The sequence below is a fragment of the Acetitomaculum ruminis DSM 5522 genome (genome assembly GCF_900112085.1).
Taxonomy (GTDB): Bacteria; Bacillota; Clostridia; order Lachnospirales; family Lachnospiraceae; genus Acetitomaculum; species Acetitomaculum ruminis.
This window is the reverse complement of sequence record NZ_FOJY01000002.1, coordinates 44,399-63,691: the sequence shown is the minus strand read 5'-3', so window position 1 is coordinate 63,691 and position 19,293 is coordinate 44,399. Positions and strand designations below refer to the sequence as shown.

At 30.4% G+C, this 19,293-nt stretch carries 14 protein-coding genes; 12 read left to right on the top strand and 2 right to left on the bottom strand.

The window, feature by feature from the left end:
- Positions 1-21: 21 nt before the first annotated feature.
- From BM153_RS01450 to BM153_RS01405, 10 genes are all read left to right on the top strand, one after another.
- Complete coding sequence (locus BM153_RS01450; protein WP_092870023.1) at positions 22-930, top strand: glycosyltransferase; 909 nt, start codon at positions 22-24, stop codon at positions 928-930.
- Positions 887-2,338, top strand: a complete 1,452-nt coding sequence (locus tag BM153_RS01445; RefSeq protein ID WP_092870021.1) for a hypothetical protein — start codon at positions 887-889, stop codon at positions 2,336-2,338. The genes BM153_RS01450 and BM153_RS01445 overlap by 44 nt, the downstream gene beginning before the upstream one ends.
- Positions 2,339-2,371: 33 nt before the next feature.
- Positions 2,372-3,424 carry an ABC transporter ATP-binding protein gene (locus BM153_RS01440; protein WP_242949049.1) on the top strand — a complete coding sequence of 351 codons (1,053 nt, stop codon included), beginning with the start codon at positions 2,372-2,374 and terminating at the stop codon, positions 3,422-3,424.
- 17 nt (positions 3,425-3,441) lie between these two features.
- A complete protein-coding gene (locus tag BM153_RS01435) occupies positions 3,442-4,227 on the top strand; it encodes an ABC transporter permease (RefSeq protein WP_092870019.1) in 786 nt (261 codons plus the stop codon).
- An 11-nt stretch (positions 4,228-4,238) separates the two neighbouring features.
- Positions 4,239-5,012, top strand: coding sequence for an ABC transporter permease (locus BM153_RS01430; protein ID WP_177205531.1), 774 nt, complete (start codon positions 4,239-4,241; stop codon positions 5,010-5,012).
- Positions 5,013-5,037: 25 nt separating this feature from the next.
- Positions 5,038-8,133: a glycosyltransferase gene (locus BM153_RS01425; protein ID WP_092870015.1), complete on the top strand. Its 3,096-nt coding sequence runs from the start codon at positions 5,038-5,040 to the stop codon at positions 8,131-8,133.
- Between the two features lie 26 nt (positions 8,134-8,159).
- Positions 8,160-10,385, top strand: coding sequence for a polysaccharide pyruvyl transferase family protein (locus tag BM153_RS01420; protein ID WP_092870013.1), 2,226 nt, complete (start codon positions 8,160-8,162; stop codon positions 10,383-10,385).
- Positions 10,386-10,394: 9 nt separating this feature from the next.
- The gene (locus BM153_RS01415) at positions 10,395-11,708 is read left to right on the top strand and encodes a DUF6270 domain-containing protein (RefSeq protein ID WP_092870011.1); all 1,314 of its coding nucleotides are present in this window, start codon (positions 10,395-10,397) and stop codon (positions 11,706-11,708) included.
- Positions 11,709-11,722: 14 nt separating this feature from the next.
- Positions 11,723-13,822 (top strand): HAD-IA family hydrolase, encoded by a 2,100-nt coding sequence (locus BM153_RS01410; protein WP_092870009.1) that lies wholly within the window; start codon positions 11,723-11,725, stop codon positions 13,820-13,822.
- Between the two features lie 111 nt (positions 13,823-13,933).
- On the top strand, positions 13,934-14,617 hold the full coding sequence (locus tag BM153_RS01405; protein ID WP_092870007.1) for a TIGR00266 family protein: 684 nt from the start codon (positions 13,934-13,936) through the stop codon (positions 14,615-14,617).
- Positions 14,618-14,815: 198 nt separating this feature from the next.
- On the opposite strand, the gene BM153_RS01400 is transcribed toward BM153_RS01405, so the two are convergent.
- The gene (locus BM153_RS01400; protein WP_177205530.1) at positions 14,816-15,958 is read right to left on the bottom strand and encodes a sensor histidine kinase; all 1,143 of its coding nucleotides are present in this window, start codon (positions 15,956-15,958) and stop codon (positions 14,816-14,818) included.
- A 176-nt stretch (positions 15,959-16,134) separates the two neighbouring features.
- Complete coding sequence (locus BM153_RS01395) at positions 16,135-16,878, bottom strand: LytR/AlgR family response regulator transcription factor (RefSeq protein WP_092870003.1); 744 nt, start codon at positions 16,876-16,878, stop codon at positions 16,135-16,137.
- 564 nt (positions 16,879-17,442) lie between these two features.
- On the opposite strand from BM153_RS01395, the gene BM153_RS01390 reads away from it, so the two are divergent.
- Entirely contained in the window at positions 17,443-18,216 is a 774-nt protein-coding gene (locus BM153_RS01390; RefSeq protein ID WP_092870001.1) for a GTP pyrophosphokinase, read from the top strand.
- Positions 18,217-18,369: 153 nt separating this feature from the next.
- Positions 18,370-19,290 (top strand): MurR/RpiR family transcriptional regulator, encoded by a 921-nt coding sequence (locus BM153_RS01385; RefSeq protein ID WP_092869999.1) that lies wholly within the window; start codon positions 18,370-18,372, stop codon positions 19,288-19,290.
- The last annotated feature ends 3 nt before the right edge of the window (positions 19,291-19,293 follow it).

Genomic DNA, 19,293 nt, shown 5'->3' with positions numbered 1-19,293 from the left:
CTTAAAAGGAGTAAAGAGTTTATGAAAAAACCTTTAATTTCAGTCATAATGGGTGTTTATAACCAGTTTGATGAAAAGGAACTATTAGATTCTGTAATTTCTATATTAAATCAGTCATTTTGGGACTTCGAGTTTATAATCTGGGATGATGGTTCAGACAAAATAGCAAAAGATATTATAGAAAAGCTTCCTTTAATGGACGAACGAATTATTATTGCAGGAAAGAATGAAAATCAGGGCCTTGCTTTTTCTTTAAATGAATGTATTAAACTGGCAAGGGGAAAGTATATTGCAAGGATGGATGCCGATGATATATCCTTGCCCAACAGGCTGAAAAAACAGTATGAATTTCTGGAGAAACATAGCGAATATGCCTGGTGTGGCACAAATTGTGAGCTTTTTGACGAAGAAGGAGTATGGGGTTTAAGATTGATGTCAAAAGAACCCTATATTAAAGATTATTATAAATATTCACCTTTTATTCATCCTTCCGTTATGTTTAGAAAAGAATTATTTGAAGCAGGAAGAGGATATCTGGAGACTAAAGAAACATTAAGGTGTGAAGACTATGAGATATTTTTACATCTTACCAAAAAAGGCTTAAAAGGCTACAATTTAGAAGAAATTCTCTTTAGATACAGGGAAAGCAGACAGTCTTATAAAAAAAGAACTATAAATACCCGAATAAACGAGGCAAAAATCCGTTATCGAAATTTTAAGGAGTTGGGGATTTTGTTTCCTAAGGGTTGGTTTTATGTCTTAAGACCTGTATTTGCAATCTTACTACCTTCAAAAATAATTGAAATAATTAAAAGATATCAGGGTATATCCTGTAAATATAATTATGAAAGAGAATATAATCTCTTTTCTACAGAGGTAAATGGACTTGAAACAGCCGAAAATATTGAAAAAACGATTAAACAGATATAAAAATATCATTTCAACTTATAGTAGTATACACGAATATGCCTTATTAAAAACCCTGGATAATATGAAAAAATCAGATTTTGAAAGTTTGATTTTTAGTCATGTTTATGCTCCCGTGATGACGGAATTTATATTAAATGTTCTTTTTGATGCGAAAAAAAACGGGGTTAAAAGATTGTATTTTTTGTCCAGAGACGGATTTATGATGTATGAAAGTGCCCTTTATTTCAACAGTTCATTTAATCTTAATCTGGATATCCGTTATCTTGAATTATCCAGGTTTTCCCTTAGAAAAGCAGAATATAATATAATAAAAAAAGAAAGTCTTGAATATATATGTGCAGAAAGTCTAGAAGTTACTTTTGATAGAATAATGAAAAGAGCTTTACTAAGTAAAAAAGAAGCGGAAAAGATAGCTGAGATGACTGATTTTAAAGGAAAAGAGAAGCTTTTGCTAAACAAAAGGGAATTATCTTTATTAAAAGATAAATTAAGAAAAAGTGCCTTGTTTTTTAAGTATATTTATCAACATTCCAAAGATGAATTTCATACTACATATGCTTATTTTAAAGAAAAAGGGATGCTTGAGTGTGTTGATTATGCCCTTGTTGATTCAGGATGGAGAGGCAGTATACAAAAAAGTCTGGAGCGTATTATAAAAAAGCCCTTAAAGGGATATTATTTTGGACTATATGAACTTGACAAAAGAAAAAAAGAGGACTTTAAAGCCTGTATACTAGACTATAAAAGCTGGAATAATAAGATTTCAGATGTATATAATAAATCTGTTTACAAGTGTTTTTATATAATTCCGCAGAAGGGGCGTGACCTTTATAAAAAAGCAACTTTTTCCATTTGTCTTTTTGAAAGTGTTTTTTCTTCAAATGAAGCTATGACCCTTGGATATAAACGATTTGACGAAAAAATTACTCCTCAAAAAAACATAGTTAAAAATCCAAACGGGGATAGAATAATAAAAAATCTTGAAACCTTAAAAACATATCAAAAGTACTATACCTCCAGGCATAAAAAAAATTTACAAAGCCCCATTAGTGGGTTATCATTAAATTATCAAAACAATAAGAAAAGCCTTGTTTTTATAGAAAAGCTTTTGAGCTTACATATGCATATTCCGGTTTATCCGGAGGTAAAGACAATGGGTACTTATCTGTTTTGTGATGATGTTTTAGAGCATAGTTATAAAAAACTGGCCCTTTCTTATGAAACGCATGTGATAGAAAATAATGATATTTTAAAAAGAATATTAATAAAATTAAATTTAAAGAGTGGAAAACTTATTAGTTGTGGATGGATAGAAGGAAGTATCGTTTTATCCACAAGAAATCCTTATTATCATATATTTAATGAATTTATCTACAATATTATTTTATATACAATTAAGGGTTTGTGACTTAAATGAAATAAAAATAGGATAGTGAGTGTTATGAATAATAGTGATCCAAATATAATATTTAATATTTACATACTTATAGCTCTTGCAATAACTGGTGGGGCTATGGTTATTTATGCTTTTTTGAATTTTATTCAAACAGTAAAGGAAAAAAAGGGATTAAGAGAGGTTAAAATTATTAAAACAAAGCCAATACCTGTTCAGGTTGCTAAAGAATTGTATGGTGAAAACTTTGAAAAAAGCGAAACCTACATGAATCAGATGTTAGCCAAGGCAGAGTCCTCAGAGTATTCAAGGCATTTCCCAACGGTATCGGAATATCTTGAAAATCTTACGGATGATAAGCATGGTGAAAAAGTTATATCAGTAATGGATGTTACCATGGAATTTCATATTAATACATATCAGCCTTCAAGTATTAAAGAATACTTTATACAGCTTTTGAAAAATGAAGTAATCTATCGAAAGCTATATGCCCTTTATCATGTGAGTTTTAATGTATATAAAGGTGAAGTTGTTGGAATTATCGGAACCAACGGTTCTGGAAAATCCACACTTGTAAAAATCGTTTCAAAGGCATTAACACCTACTTCAGGAACAGTGATAGTAGATCAGGATAAAGTTGCTCTTTTAACCCTGGGAACCGGTTTTGACTACGAATTAACAGCAAAAGAAAATGTTTATTTAAACGGTTCAATTATTGGATATTCAAAAGAATTTATAGATAATCATTATGATGAAATAGTTGAATTTGCTGAATTAGAGGATTTCATGGATGAAAAAATAAAAAACTTTTCATCGGGAATGATATCCAGACTGGCATTTTCCATTGCAACAGCTTCCGATGCTCCGGAAATTCTTATTTTAGATGAGGTTTTGGCTGTAGGAGATGAGTTTTTCAGAAAGAAAAGTCTTAAAAGGATAAAGGAAATGCTGAATTCCGGAAGTACAGTGCTTTTGGTTTCCCACAGTATGAGAAATATACTTGATAACTGCACAAGGTGTATATGGCTTGATAAAGGAAAAATAAAGATGTCAGGTGAGCCTATGGAAGTTTGTAAAGCCTACGGAAAACTACAACAATAATGATAAAAAGGTGATTTATGGATTCTAATATAAATTCAATGTCAAATATTAAACAGCATTTTTTTACCATAAAGGAGTTGACTGCTAGAGAAATCAAGCGAAAATATGCCAGAAGTTATCTGGGAATATTTTGGAGTATGCTTCATCCCCTTTTGTATATGGTGCTTATGTCCATGATTTTTTCCACAATGTACGGAAAAAGACATAATGATTTTGCCCTGTATTTTTTAACAGGATATCTGATATGGTCTTTATTTTCCAATGCAACAAAGACCTCTATGACTGCATTATGGGATAATAAAGCTTTTTTTGCCAGATTTAAGCAACCAAAATATTTATTCGTATTTTCAAGGATATATACAGCATTTGTAAATTTTTTATTTTCATGTATAGCTTATATAATTGTTACTTTGTTTTTTGGGGTAAAATTTTCACCTTCATTTTTTATGATATTTGCAGATGTATTTTTATGTATGCTTTTTATAATCGGTTTGTCTATGATTTTGTCTTTGAAATATATTGATAAAAGAGATATAAAGTATATTTATACAAATTTTTTATATCTTTTGATACATCTGGTAGGTTTATATTATCCCATGGAGATATTACCTGAAAATGTGAGGAATTTTGTGAATCTTATTCCTGTATATTTGTACATTAAAACGGCAAGAGAGTGTATTTTAGAAGGTGTAATACCAGATGAAATAACCATTATTTCCCTTGTGGCCTGGAGTTTGGGTGTACTGTTTCTGGGAATGATTTATTATAAATCTCATGAAGAAAAAATACTGAAAAAACTTTAGGAAGGTAGATTTTGAGAAAAGATATTAATATTAGTCAGTATGCATTTGTAATAAGGCAACTGGCAAGGAAGGAACATATAAAAAATACCAGTGAGACCAGACTGATGGAACTTTGGAATGTAGCCAATCCATTATTGTATATGATTATAATGACAGCTTTTTATTCCACCCTGTTTCTTCACGATATAGAAAATTATCCCCTGTTTTTCCTGATTGGAATTATTCATTATAATTTTTTCAATGGTATAACCTCCGGGGCTATTAACTCATTGGCAGATAATAAAAACTTTCTTTTAACCACCAGACTTCCAAACAATGTTTTTTTGTTGGAAAAGGTATATAGCAGGATAATATATTTGTTTTATCAAAGCATTGCTCTGGTTATTTTATTGATTTATTTTAGAATTCCTGTAAATTTAAGCCTTTTATGCATCATTCCCATACTTTTGGTAGCTGTTTTTTTACATACGGGAATTGGAAAATTTTTAGCTGTATGGGGAGTGCTTTTTCCGGATATAGATTATATTTATTCAATCATAACCACCATTATATTTTTTGCATCTGGATTAATGTATCCTTTGTCAAAGCTGTCAGTTGCTGCTAGACAGGTTATAGTTTTAAATCCTTTGTTTTTGTTGGTTGATATGACCAGAGACTGTGTTTTATACGCTAGGATGCCGGAGTTAAACAGCATGATAAAGCTTATTCTTACAACTGCTTTTGTATATGTTTTCGGTACAATATATTTTGAGAAAAGCAAAAAAGAGATAATGATGAGATTATGAAAAATAAGGAAGGTAATAATTACTTATGCCAATAGACAAAGAAAACAGATTTTTGGTTTCTATTATAGTGCCTGTTTTTAAAGTAGATAAGAAACTTGTGGAAAAATGTATAAAAAGTATTATTTCACAAACCTATAAAAATCTTCAGATTATTTTGGTGGATGATGGAAATGAGCCGGATTATTCAGCTGATTTAAAGGATTTTTTAAGCATGGACAGCCGAATTCGTTATGTAAAACATGATAAAAATCAGGGACTGTTTAGGGCGCGTCTTAGTGGATTTATGGAGGCAAAGGGAGAATATATTGCCTTTGTGGACGCGGATGATTTTATTACAATTGATTGGATAAGATTACTTTTAAAAAAGGCTTTAGAGGGTAATTTTGATATTGTAATGGCAAAAACCGTTTGTATTGATAATAAGGGATGGGAATATATTTATAATACAAATATTTCAAGGTGCAGATACAATTCACTTTATGGAAAGGATGTTTTTGAGTTCTTTTTAAAGGACTGTGGACTTGATTTTTCCATTCATACAATCTGGAATAAAATTTATAAAAGAGAATTGTTTGAAAATGCCTACAATGACTTAGATGCCACAAAAAATCATATTACAATGACAGAAGATATACTTTATTCTTTTATTTTGTTTTTTTATGCAAAAAGTATTGGCTTTTCAGACCATGAAGGATATATGTATTACAGAAATGAAAAGTCCTCCACTAAGGAAAAAGGGGACAGTAAAAAGGTTATAAAAAACATTTCTGACATTTTATATGTATTTACCCGTATAAAAGACTTCCTTTTGAAGAAAAAATGTCTGGAGAAGTATGAATTGTTTTTTAACCAATGGTCAGACAGATATTTTAGATGGTGGAGTTCTTTTTTAGAAAAATTTGAAAATGAAATTGATGGAGATTTTAAGAACAATTTCTTTAAGGCATTTAATAAAAACAAAGTAGAAAAAGCATTTTTTGAAGATGGCTATTTTGAACAAAAAAAGACTTCTTGGGATTCTTCTTTAGAACATATCAAAAAAGCCATTGTATCAGATAAGATAAAAGCTGTATCTTTTGATTTGTTTGATACTTTAATTCTCAGATATGTTTTAAATCCTGATGATATTTTTAGGATTGTATTAATGGAAACAGATATTTACCCTTACGAGGAAGAGGTTTTGTTCCGTTACAGAAAAATGTCGGAGGAAATATGCAGAAAGCGAATCCAACAGGAGTTTCCGGAATATGAAGATGTTACATTAAGCGAGATTTACGATACTTTTTCAGAATATTTTGGAGTGAATAAAAAACTGACAGGTATTCTTATGGAAAAGGAAACTGCCTTTGAAAAACATTTTTCATCCAGGAGAAATACCGGTTTTGAATTGTATGAACTTGCTATAACATCCCACAAAGATGTTTTTATCAGTTCCGATATGTATCTGGAATTAAAGGACGTTATAGAAATTCTTGATAAAAATGGTTATTATGGCTACAAAGGAATTTATTTATCCAGTGATAGAAGACTTTTGAAAAAAACCGGTCATCTTTATGACCTGATTCTTGAAGAAAACGGACTTACTGCTTCCCAAATCATCCATATTGGAGATAACATAGATAGTGACAGTAAGGCTTCTAAAGAAAAAAACATTAAATCCTTTATACTGACTTCCACAAAGGATGTTCTTACAAATAAGATGCCGGGGAAATATAAGGGGAATTCCGTAAAAGGTGTTTTTAAAAACTATAACAGTATAATAGATATAAATCAGGCAAAAAACAATTTATCCATGCGCTGTCTTTATGCTACAGCTGCCAACATTTTATTTGATAATCCGTTTATTCCCGTAAATGAAGACTCTGATTATAACGGAGATCCTTTCTTTTTGGGCACCTTGGCTTTGGGAATGCACATGTTTGGTATTATAAAATGGCTTTATGAAAAAATGAAGGAATTAAAAAAAGATACTCTGCATTTTTCATCAAGAGACGGATTTTATTTAAAAGAATTATATGAAAGCTTTTATAAAAAAATTAATGGGGATATTCCCAAAACTAATTATTTATATTTAAGCAGAAAATCATTAATTCCCGTAGAAATATCCCAACAGGAATTTGTTGATGCTATTTTTGTTTCCTGTAATTATAAGGCTAATTCACCTGAATCCGTAATTGAAAGATATATTGATGTTTTAGAACCTCTTACACCGCAACTTAAAGAGTTTTATGAATCTGAAGGCTTTTTAACAGATGAAGTATTTAAAAGCGAAAAAGAATTTGCTTCTTTTATCAGACTTTTAAAAAAATATCAATATTCCCCTGTTAAGGCAAATATAAGTTTTGAAAATTGCAAAAACTATCTGGAGTCAAAAATAAATGAAAATGACCTGATTTTTGACCTTGGATATAGTGGAAAGCTTCAAAAAAGTATTATTAAGGCGATGAACAAAAGTGTTTCTTTTGCCTTCTTAAATAATTCAGGTTATGAAGCACTTATGAGAATTAAAAAAAATGAATTACAGGTGATTTCATACTTTGACTACGTTCCTTCAATTTCGGGAATTGTAAATGAATATATTTTTTCAGACAGAAATCCCTCCTGTATTTCATATGAGAAAAAGGCGGATGAAGTCATGCCGGTTTTAGAAAAAAAACGAAATGATTTTATCGGAGATTATGTGGTAGACCAGCTTCAGTATGCCGCTAAAAATTTTAATAACAAATTTATGGATTATTATAGTGAATATTTAAATATTATTCAGGTTAATCCAGCGGAATATAGCGCACAATATGAAAAATATTTGATAAATCCGAAAAAATTTGACCAAGCTATATTTGATTATTGTAAAATAGAAGATGAATATTATGGTGGTATAAGTCAAAAAGAGTTAAATGAAATATGGAATTGGTATCTGGATTCTAAGAATTATCGAATTGAAGAAAATTCTTTAAAATCAAGGATTGAAGACAGTGAAAACATAAATTACGAATACGAAGTTTATCTGAAAAATGTCCATAAAAAAGGTTTGATTTCAAAAGGCTTGTACTGGTTTTTAGTGGATAGATCATTTTTCAAAAAAAGACTATTTGAACATTTTTTTAATAAAAAAGACTCCTGATTTTTAGGAGAGATAGGGATGTAATTATGGAAAAAATTAAATTAGTGAACATAAAAAAACAAAATACCAGGGTGGATTATGTTTTTTATTGCGAAGGAAGTATTGCTAATGCCTTCAGAAAGAATGTGGATTTTTTTGTAGATTATGATTTTAAAATTTTTACAATTCCAAATTCTATTCTTGTGATACCTTTTCTTACAAATGTATTGCCGGTTGCGTGGCTTTATGATGCAACTATTGAAATCGAAGAGATAGACGAAAATTATCTGTCAAGCATTGAGGAAATAAAGAAAATATTTGCAAAACTCTATCCAAATCTGGCTTTTAAAGGGAAGATAGTTGTAAATAAGATTGTTTCGAATCGTTTATCAAAGGAAGAAGACAGAAGTATGCTCTTTTATTCTGGAGGAGTAGGTTCTGTAGATGCTCTTATTAATCTTTTAAATGAAAAACCAATACTTGCTACCATGTGGGGAAATGACTTGTTTTTTCACGAAAGCGACGGTTGGGATGAGGTTATTAGACAGACTTCGAAAGTTGCAGAAGAATATGATTTAGAGTGTAGATTTTTCCAGACTTCTTTTAGATATATTTTAAATTACGAAATTTTAAATGCAAAATTTGCAAAGCCTAACCTGACAAACTGGTGGCAAGGCTTTCAAAAAGAACTGGGTATTTTATCCCATGGGGCCGTTATGGCTTACTATTACGGCATTAAAAAAATATATATATCCCAGAATAACAATGTTAAAAATCGAGAAGATTATGCTGGAATCAAACTTTCAAAAATCACAAATTCACTGAAATTTTCCAGTGCATCCTGTTTTTGCGTTGGAGAAAACACTTCCAGAAATGATAAAGTAGAAAGCATTTGTGATTATGTAAAAAATACAGGGAAAAAAATGCATTTAAGGGTATGCTGGGAACAAAGAGACGGGAAAAACTGTTGCATATGCGAGAAATGTATCAGAACTTTTATGAATATTCTTACAGAAGATTTAAATCCACAGGATTTTGGCTTTGATTTTTCAGATGAATTATATGACCTTATTTTGTCAAGATTAAATTCTAATGTTATAAAATTATCTATGAATAATTGGGGATATATTATTCAAAAAATTTCTGAAAAACCTGAACTTATACAAAAAAATTTACTGGCAAATTATCTTGTAAAAAAATATCCTAAATATGCAGAGAAAAAATATACATATATCCCAACAGTGATAGAAGAAAAGCAAACAACCAAATTCAGTGGAATTTTACTAGAAAGACCTCATGATTATTCAAACACTGAAATTGCATTTGAATCAGTAGGTTTAAATACCGGAAACCTTGTATTTAGGGATTCTTTAATAAAAAATCTTGATTTACTAAATATTAGTTATGAGGCTTATGAACAGATTGCAAAGGATATAAAAAATGTTCCTATTGTGGTTACGGATTTAATCTGGATAAACGAAAATAGTAATTTTGATTATCTTTATGAAAGAGTAAAGAAAAACAAGAATACTGCTTTTGTACCTATGAGTGTTGGACTTCAGGCAAAGGATTATGAAGTAGATTTTAAATTAAATGAATCTACAAAAAATGTTCTTTCTGCTATGCAAGAAAGGGCGATTATTGGTGTCAGAGGAGAATATACAGCTACAATTCTTGAAAAAAACGGAATAAAAAACATTGATATAATCGGCTGTCCATCATTGTATTATGAAAATGATTCAAACCTTTTTATTAAAAAAAGTGATGAAGAAATCACAAAGGTATGTGCAAATTTCAGAACTTTTTACGGTTTACTAAACAAGAACGAAAAACATTTTTTAACCTATTGTGCCAATAAAGATTATGATTTTGTAGAGCAGACAAGTCACGAATTTGTGAAAGAAAATGCTGCAGATGATAATTATTATAATTATGTTTCAAAATGGCTAAATAGAAAGAAAAAGGTGTTTTTTGATACAAATGAATGGAAAGATTATATGAAAGGTTTCCAGTTTTCCATGGGACCGAGATTTCATGGTAATGTTATGGCTCTTTGGAACAGGATTCCTGCATTATTTATGTCAATTGACAGTAGAACAGAGGAATTGGTGAGGTATTTTGAATTGCCTTACATAAAAATGTCTGAATTTGATGAAAATCAACCTATTGAGTATTATTATGAACTGGCTGATTATACTGAATTTAATTCAAATTTTAAACTTAAGTATCTAAAATATATGCAGTTTTTGAGAAAGAATAACATAGTAAAATAGGGGGGAATTATGATAACTTTTAATATTTTAGGAAGCTGCATTTGCAGAGATGTATTTAATATACCTGAAATAAACCCGGAAGATGAAGAACTTAAGGTAAACAGATTTTATCAGTCCTCAAGTCCTTTTGTCTTTACAAAACCCGCTCCAAATGTGGAATTTGAATGTATTGCTGAAGGCAATGAGCTGCCGGATTTTATAAAAAAATGTGTCCTTTCAGACTTAAATAAAACTAATCTTAGGGATTGCCTTTCGGGAAGTGATTATTTTATTTTTGACCTGGCTGAATTTAGATTAAATGTAGGAATTATTAATACAAAAGATGACGAGGAATGTTTTGTAACCTGCACAAATCATTTAAAATCAATGGCTTCGGGCATTAAGGACATGAAAATAGAGAATATAGAAAAAATAGATGTAAGTCTTAACGAAAAAAAAGAGGCTTTAGATATATTTATTTCAAAAATTCTTGAAAACTACAGTCCGGATAAGGTAATTATGATTGAAACCTATTTAATAAATGAGTTTTATAATCACAATGAAAATTCTTTCATATTTGGTGTAGAAGCCTACGCAAATAAGGTCAATTCCGAGCTTACTTATTTATACGAGTATGTAATGAAAAATAATCCAAAGATAAATGTAGTAAGATTTCCTGAATATTGTGTAGGAAACATAGATCATATATGGGGAAAAAGTGCCCTGCATTACATTGATAATTACTATGATTATGTAAATAAGCGAATAAGACAGATAGTAATAGGCCATGAAGAACCCTCAGTTTTTCAGGATCAGATTGCAAAAGATTATTTTAAAGTAATACGCCAAAACTGTATTTTAAATGCACAAAGACACATTGATTACAGTAGAAATATTTTAAGAAATGATGGTCTTCAAAATAAAAAATCCTGGAAAACCATTATGTCCCAGGGAAACTTCTTTGACCATGACAATGGAATATTATGTTGTAGAAGGGGCTATGCCATTATAAATAAGCTAGGATTGTCTGTTAATGAATCTACTATAAGAAATATTAAATATTTAAGCTTTTCCGTTTCAACTAAGCTTTTAAATCAATCTAAAGCAAGTTTGTTTATGTCCTTTGGCTACTATGTTGATAAAAATTTCAAAAGCATAATAACTGATGAAAAAATTGTAACAAAGGAAGAAAAAAGAAAAGTACTTACTTTTGACATGACACAACATTTAAACATAAAGAAATTTGCCTGCAGGATATATTCAAATTCTCCAATAATAATAAAGCTTAGTGATGTAAGGCTTGATTATGGTTGTGTGCCAAATGAGGACAGTAGCCTGCTTTAATAAGGGGAGAGATTATGAAGTTATGGATATATAATCAACTGGTAAACAGACAGCCGGGAATTTCCAGACGCTATCACTTAATTCATGACAATACCACTGGTCTGAAAAAATATGCAAGCTGGCTCTATTTATTGTGGTTAAATTTTGCTTATTATATTTTAGGAATGCATTTTCTTGGAAAAAGTTATGATAATTCCATTTACGAAGAAAAAAAACTAAATATTCATAAAAGTGAATCACTTTCAAATTCTATCTATGTAAAATCTTTATTGGAAAAATCAGGAGTTAAATATGACAGGGTATTTACGGATTATAGGGAAATACTTCTTAAATATGATGTTATTTCCTTTGATGTATTTGATACCCTTATTTTCAGACCCTTTGACAAGCCGGCAGATATTTTTGATATTCTTGCTTTGGATTTTGGAATTATGGATTTTAAAAACATAAGAAAAGCAGCAGAGTATAAGGCTAGAACTGTCTGTAAAGAAAAAAATGGACATATGGAAGTAAGTCTTTTGGATATCTGGAAGCTAATTGAAAAAGAAACAGGTATTAATGCTTCTTTAGGGGCAAAAAAAGAGGAAGAACTGGAATATCAGTTTTGCTATGGCAATCCTTTTATGAAAAAACTCTATAATGACCTTAAAAAAGAAAAAAAGACAATAATAGCAGTTACGGATATGTATCTTTCAAGAAAAGTTATTGAATCCATACTACAAAAAAATGGTTTTTATTTTGATAATATATTCGTTTCAAATGAATACAAAAAAAGCAAAGCTTCTATAGATTTATTTTATGAAGTTAAAAAAATATATGGCAAAAAATCAATTATACACATTGGTGACAGCGAAAAAAGTGACTTGATAAATGCAAAAGATGCAGGGATTTTTTCATTGTTATATCCAAAAACCAATACAGTTTCCAACAAATACAGACCTTTTGACATGTCATGCATCACTGGGAGTGCCTACAGGGGTATAGTTGCAGGTCATATTTATAATGCTCTTAAAATCTATAGTCCTTTTTATGAATACGGCTTTATTTACGGAGGACTTTTTGTTACGGGATATTGTAATTTTATACATGAGAACATTAAGAATAATAGTATTGATACCCTGCTTTTTCTTTCAAGGGATGGAGATGTGCTTAAAAAGGCCTATGAATACCTTTACACAGATGAAATTAAAAAAAATGATATAAAAATATACTATACCTACTGGTCGAGAAAAGCAGCCGTAAAACTTATGGCTATGCATGATAAAAATGACTATTTTAAGCGTTTCCTTTACCATAAGAGCAATCAGAAAATTACCATAAAGGAAATCTTAAATTCAATGGAGATAAAGCCTTTATATGATTTAACAGATGATTTTAGAAACAGTGAAATATATCTGGATTCCTACTTGACTGACAAGAATATTAACCGGGTAAAAGAAATATTAGAGGCACATTTTGATAAAATTATTGAAATTTACGAACCACAAAACAGGGCTGCAAAAACTTATTTTAAAGCTCTTTTAAAGGATTCAAAAAAGGCTTGTGCTGTGGATATAGGATGGTCAGGAAGCGGAGCCTTGTCGTTATCCTACCTGGTTGAAAAAGTATGGAATTTAAATTGCCAAGTTACGGGGATAGTTGCAGCAGGAAACAGTATTAATAATTCTGAACCGGATATTTCAGAGCCTTTTTTTCAAAGCAAAAAACTGGTTTCTTATATGTTTTCCCAGGGCGAAAACAGGGATTTATTTAAAAAACATGATCCGTCAAAAGACTATAATGTTTATTGGGAGCTTTTGCTATCATCCCCTACACCTTCTTTTGATGGCTTTTATCCCTACAAATATGATAAAGAAAAAAAGATTTATCTTGAAAATTTGGACATTATTTTAGGTTTTTCAAATTTAACGGAGAATCCTAAGATAAGTGAAAAAATACAAAAAGGAATTCTTGACTTTGTCAGAATTTATAAAAGACATTTTGAAAATCATCCTTTTATGTTTGATATAAAGGGAAGAGATGCATATGCACCCATGATGATAGCATGCTCCAACAATGAAAAATATTTGAAAAATTTATTGACAAAAGTCATATTTTATAAGAATATAACATAAAATATATCTAAGGTTTATGATTTTTTAAGACGAATATTAAAGAAATATTTATTTTTTAGTATTTTTACTTAATTAGAAACCCAAAATAAAAATATTGTCAGGAGGATTATTATGCAATATGAAATTAAAGGGACGCCATTGCCGGTTTTAGAGGTTCAGTTAGAGCCAGGAGAAAGTATTAATTGTGAAGGTGGAGCAATGAGTTGGATGTCTCCGAATTTAACAATGAATACAACAGGTGGTGGACTTGGAAAAATGTTTTCAAAGGCTTTTTCAGGCGAGAAAATATTTAGCAATACATATTCGGCACCTAAAAATCAAGGGGGATGCATTGCTTTTGCATCAAGTTTCCCAGGGAATATTATAGCAGTTGAAGTCAGACCGGGACAGGATATTATCTGTCAGAAATCAGCATATCTGGCATCTTCAAGTGGAGTTGAACTTTCAATCTTTTTCCAGAAAAAAATCGGAGCAGGTTTCTTTGGCGGTGAAGGATTTATCATGCAAAAGCTTTCAGGAAATGGTATAGCATTTTTGGAAATAGATGGTTCAGTAGTAACTAAAGAGCTGGGAGCAGGAGAGCAGATTCTTGTTGATACAGGCTATCTTGCCATGATGGATGGAAGTTGTACAATTGATATTCAATCAGTTAAAGGCGTTAAAAATATGCTTCTTGGAGGAGAAGGATTATTTAACACAGTTGTAACAGGTCCGGGTAGAGTATCCTTACAAACTATGCCGGCATATCAAATGGCAAGTTCGCTTTCTCCTTTCATTGCTACAGGTGGAAATTAGTTTTATTTAAATGAAAAATAGATAAGGAAAATTATTTTTCTATTAATTTTGCCAAAAATCATTATTTTTTGCCAAAATTATGAACTTTGTTCTTGAATATGTTATTATCATCTTGCCGAAATAATATAATTATTTAACAAAGTCTCAAAAATCTCTAAAAAAAGCTACTCTACTCTTGAGGGTAGCTTTTTTTGCTGATTATAATTTGGTTTTTAAAATAACATCAACATTAAATTCATTCTTGTCTGTGAATATTTTAAGATTGCCCTCATATTTTTGGGCTATACTTTCCATTGAGGAAATTCCTATTCCATTGCCACTTCTTTTGGTGGTGAGAAATTTATTTCCTTTTTTTCTGATTTTTCCATCAAAACTATTGGTAGAGACTATATAAAGATAATTTGTATTGGCTACCTCTACAGAGATTGAAAAAAATCTTTCACTTTCAGGTACTGTTTCACAGCCGGCTATGGCATTTTCCATAATATTTCCTAAAAGAGAGCACAAGTCTATTTCAAGAAAATTTAGAGGATCAGGAAAATCAAGAGACCAGTTTACCTCGATGTTCTTATCCTTTGCCAGCTGATAATAATATTGAAAAACAGCATTTAATGCGGAATTTTTACAAAAAATTATGGTTGTATAGGTTGATAATTCCTTTTCGTAATTGTTAATGTAATCTTTCAAAGAATCATATTCTTCATTCTTAGCCATGGTAGACATAGCATGTACAGAATGTTTAAAATCATGTCTTAATTTTTTTGTCTGCTCCATATAATCCTGTAATCTTTTATAGGAGGATGACTGCATTTCAAGAAATCTGTTTTTCTCTTCAAGTTCGGCTCTGCTTAAGAGAGTTTTGGCAATATTATATGAAAATACATAGGCATATACGGTAATTAATATATTAGCAATTGTAACTATAATAAAACTTAAAAAAACTTTTCCTGTATATAGGGTATGATAATGCTTTGGTGTGGTAAATATGGCCAGCATAAGGGATATTATTGGAAATCCCAAAATAGTAAGCCAGATTTTTCTACTGTTTAATTTGCGCAGAAGATAATTCATTTTCTGACCTAAAGGCCATATTAATAAAACAGTTTCAATAATTGCAATCACATATTGAGTTGCAAAGCCCTCAAGACTGAATATATCATAGCCACTTGTAGGATTATAAATTGCATCAACTATACAAGAAAGAGAAGATGCAAAAGCCATGGAAACCGTTGCCGTCATAAATACACATAAAGCCTTGAATATGTCTATTGTCGTGGTTTTGTAATACATATAAAAAAAGAATACCAGTGAAGCAATAAGAAACATATTTCCGTTAATCATATATTTTACTTCTAAATAGCTTGCTATAGGAATATATATACTTAATGTTAAAAGTATAGTAAGCATTATTTTTTTCAGCGGATAGACCAAAAGACCCTTCAAGGGAAGGTAACATATTATGGCGCTGGGAATTAATATCAGGTAACTGGAAAAGGTTTCCCAGTATAGCGTCATATTCAAGATATATTCCCCCTTTTTTGACGTTTTCTGATTTTGGCAAAATTATAATCCTGAATTGCCTGTATTATTTTAGAAGAATTTTTGATTTGTACAGGATAAACATCCCCGCCCTCCATTGCAATCGTTCCTTCTTTAATCTCGCTTATTTTATCCATATTTACAATAATTCCTCTGTTTATTGCTAAAAATCTTTCGTCATTATCAATTAGATTTAAAAACTGCTTTCCGGTCATACGACATCTTAAAACCTTACCGTTTTTAGTGTGAAAATCCAGATAATGAGCATCACTTAAAACAGAATAAATATCCTCTAAAAGGATTTTTATGTCCATTCCGGAAACATTTAAAGTTATATAGACACTTTCCTCCGGTATTACCTTTAATGCATCTTTTAATACTTTTTCAACCCTTTCTGCATCAAAAGGCTTTGTAATATACTCAAAAGCGTGACAGGAAAAGGCCTGGGGCATAAATTCAGTGCTGGTTGTAAGAAAAACCAAAATACTGTTATGACCTTTGCTTCTCATGGTAGTGGCAGCTTCTATGCCGTTTATTTTTTTCATGTAAATATCCATAAAAACAAAGGAATATTCTTTTGTTTCCAAAGTGTCAACAAAATCTTCTCCGGATTCGTAGGTAAAAATTTCAAAATTTCTACCGTACTTGTTTGAAAAATCCAGAAGAATTTTCTTTAAACAATCTGAATAAATTGTTTCATCATCAACTATAGCTATTCTCAATTTTTTTACTCCTATTATGATATACTGCTTTATGAGTATATCATAGAAATATGTACAGAATCTATTGTTTTTAGATTTAAATCCTTAAAAATTAAAAGAAAAACAATTTAATCAATAATGTGATATCTTAAGGCTATTAGATGAGAAAAAGAATCAAATAAAAATAAATTTCAATAATTAATAATCAATGTGACCATTGTGTGACAATTGAGTGCTATTTTAAACTTAGCAAGAATGAGAAACGGGTAATAATTCGCAAGATGTTACTCATGAATTAGCTTAAAGGTATTTTTTTCAAAATATTTTTCTTATTATCCTAGGGAAGCCCGGTTTAGCCGGGCTTTTCCATTTCTATATTTTTCCCCAGTAAAAATCAGCTTATTTGCAGGTTTAATATTTTTTGCCATACATCTTAATAATATTTTAAGAATTAGCCCACCATTTGTTTATACATTTTTTGTAAAATAAAGGTGTATGAATAAGTGTTGTATAGTTAGATGTATTTATGAGAAATAAAGCCTGATATAAAGAATATTCATCAGGTAAAAAATAGTGAGGAATAAAATGATAAGCAGATCTTTAAAGAAATTAACCAGAAGAAATAAAGCTTCTTATAAAAAAGTTGAGAATAATATTGAGGTAACCGCCCTGGTACCGGCCAATACCACAGTTAACGACGACATGGAATATATAGCAGATATTACAGATCAGTTTTCAGCAACAATGGATCCTATTTTAAGGATGTATTCTGCTGCAATGTCTGCTACAACTGCCAGACTTGAAATAATAAAAGACGAATTTAAGTACAGGAAGCTTCGTGTACCTATCCACCATATTGACACTCGTTTAAAATCAGCATCAAGTATTTTAGGAAAATTACAAAAAAAGAGCCTTGCATTGACTCTTACAGCTGCTTGCAATAACATATTTGATATTGCAGGAATAAGAGTGATTTGCCCATATATTAAAGATGTATATTTAATCAGAGACAGACTGATGGCTCAGGATGATATTTATATCATGGAAATAAAGGATTACATTGCTCAACCTAAAAAAAACGGTTACAGGAGTTTACATATGACCATAAGAGTTCCGGTTTATTTTATGAATAAAAAACAAATGGTTCCGGTTGAATTACAGCTACGCACCTTGTCTATGGATTTGTGGGCAAGTTTGGAGCATGATCTTTTGTATAAGTCTCTTTATGATGACAATGAAAAAAAGCTTGATATACGCGATATAGACATAGAAAAAGAATTAAAAGAATGTAGTGAGCTTATTTATACCGCAGAAGCTAAAATGGAAAAATTAAACGCATGCCTTGAAGATATGCAGTAAGAAAAAAATGTTGATTTTTCAAAGATAATTATATATAATTTATGCGAAGTTTTACGACCGGAAAATGTTTCTTAGAAATGTTTTCCGGTTAGTTTGTTGCATATTATTTTTAAAATCAGACTTTAAAAAATGCATAAATTCATTGGAGGATATATGGAAAATTCGAATGGACTGCTTAGTCGTGTAAATCGAAACTTCAGCAGTCTTAGCAAAGGACAAAAGAAAATAGCCACATACATTATAGATAATTATGATAAAGCGGTTTTTTTAACTGCTTCAAAACTTGGAAAAGTAATAGGAGTAAGTGAATCTACTGTAGTAAGATTTGCTACTCAGCTTGGTTATAAGGGTTACCCTCAGTTTCAAAAAGCCTTAGAAGAGATGGTTAAAAACAAGCTGAATTCCATACAAAGAATGGAAGTAACCTATGGACGGATTACTCAGTCAGAAATAGTAGATTCAGTTCTCCATTCCGATTCTGAAAAGATAAAACATACAATAGATAATATTGACAGGAAAGCTTTTAATACAGCAGTAGATATTATTTCAAATGCAAAAAAGATATACATAATCGGTATCAGAAGTTGCTCCCCTTTAGCAGAATTTTTAAATTTTTATCTGAATCTTATTTTTGATAATGTGGTGTTGTTAAAAACCAGTTCTCCCAGTGAAATATTTGAACAGATGATTAGAATAAATGAAGAAGATGTTATAATTGGTATAAGTTTTCCACGATATTCCATGCGAACTCTTAAAGCACTTGAATTTGCAAATAATCGTCGTGCCAAAGTAATTACTCTTACTGACAGCGTATATTCACCTATGAATCTTTATTCTTCCTGTAATCTTTTAGCCAAAAGTGATATGGTAGGTATTGTAGATTCATTAGTAGCCCCATTAAGCTTGATAAATGCTTTAATCGTTGCATTATGTATGAAAAAACAAGATGAAGTAGTAGAAAATCTTGAGAATCTGGAAAAAATCTGGGAAGAATATCAGGTATATGAAAGTGATGAAATAGATTATTTTGATCCTTCATTTGTTAATCAATATAAGAATCCGGAGGAAATCTGACAT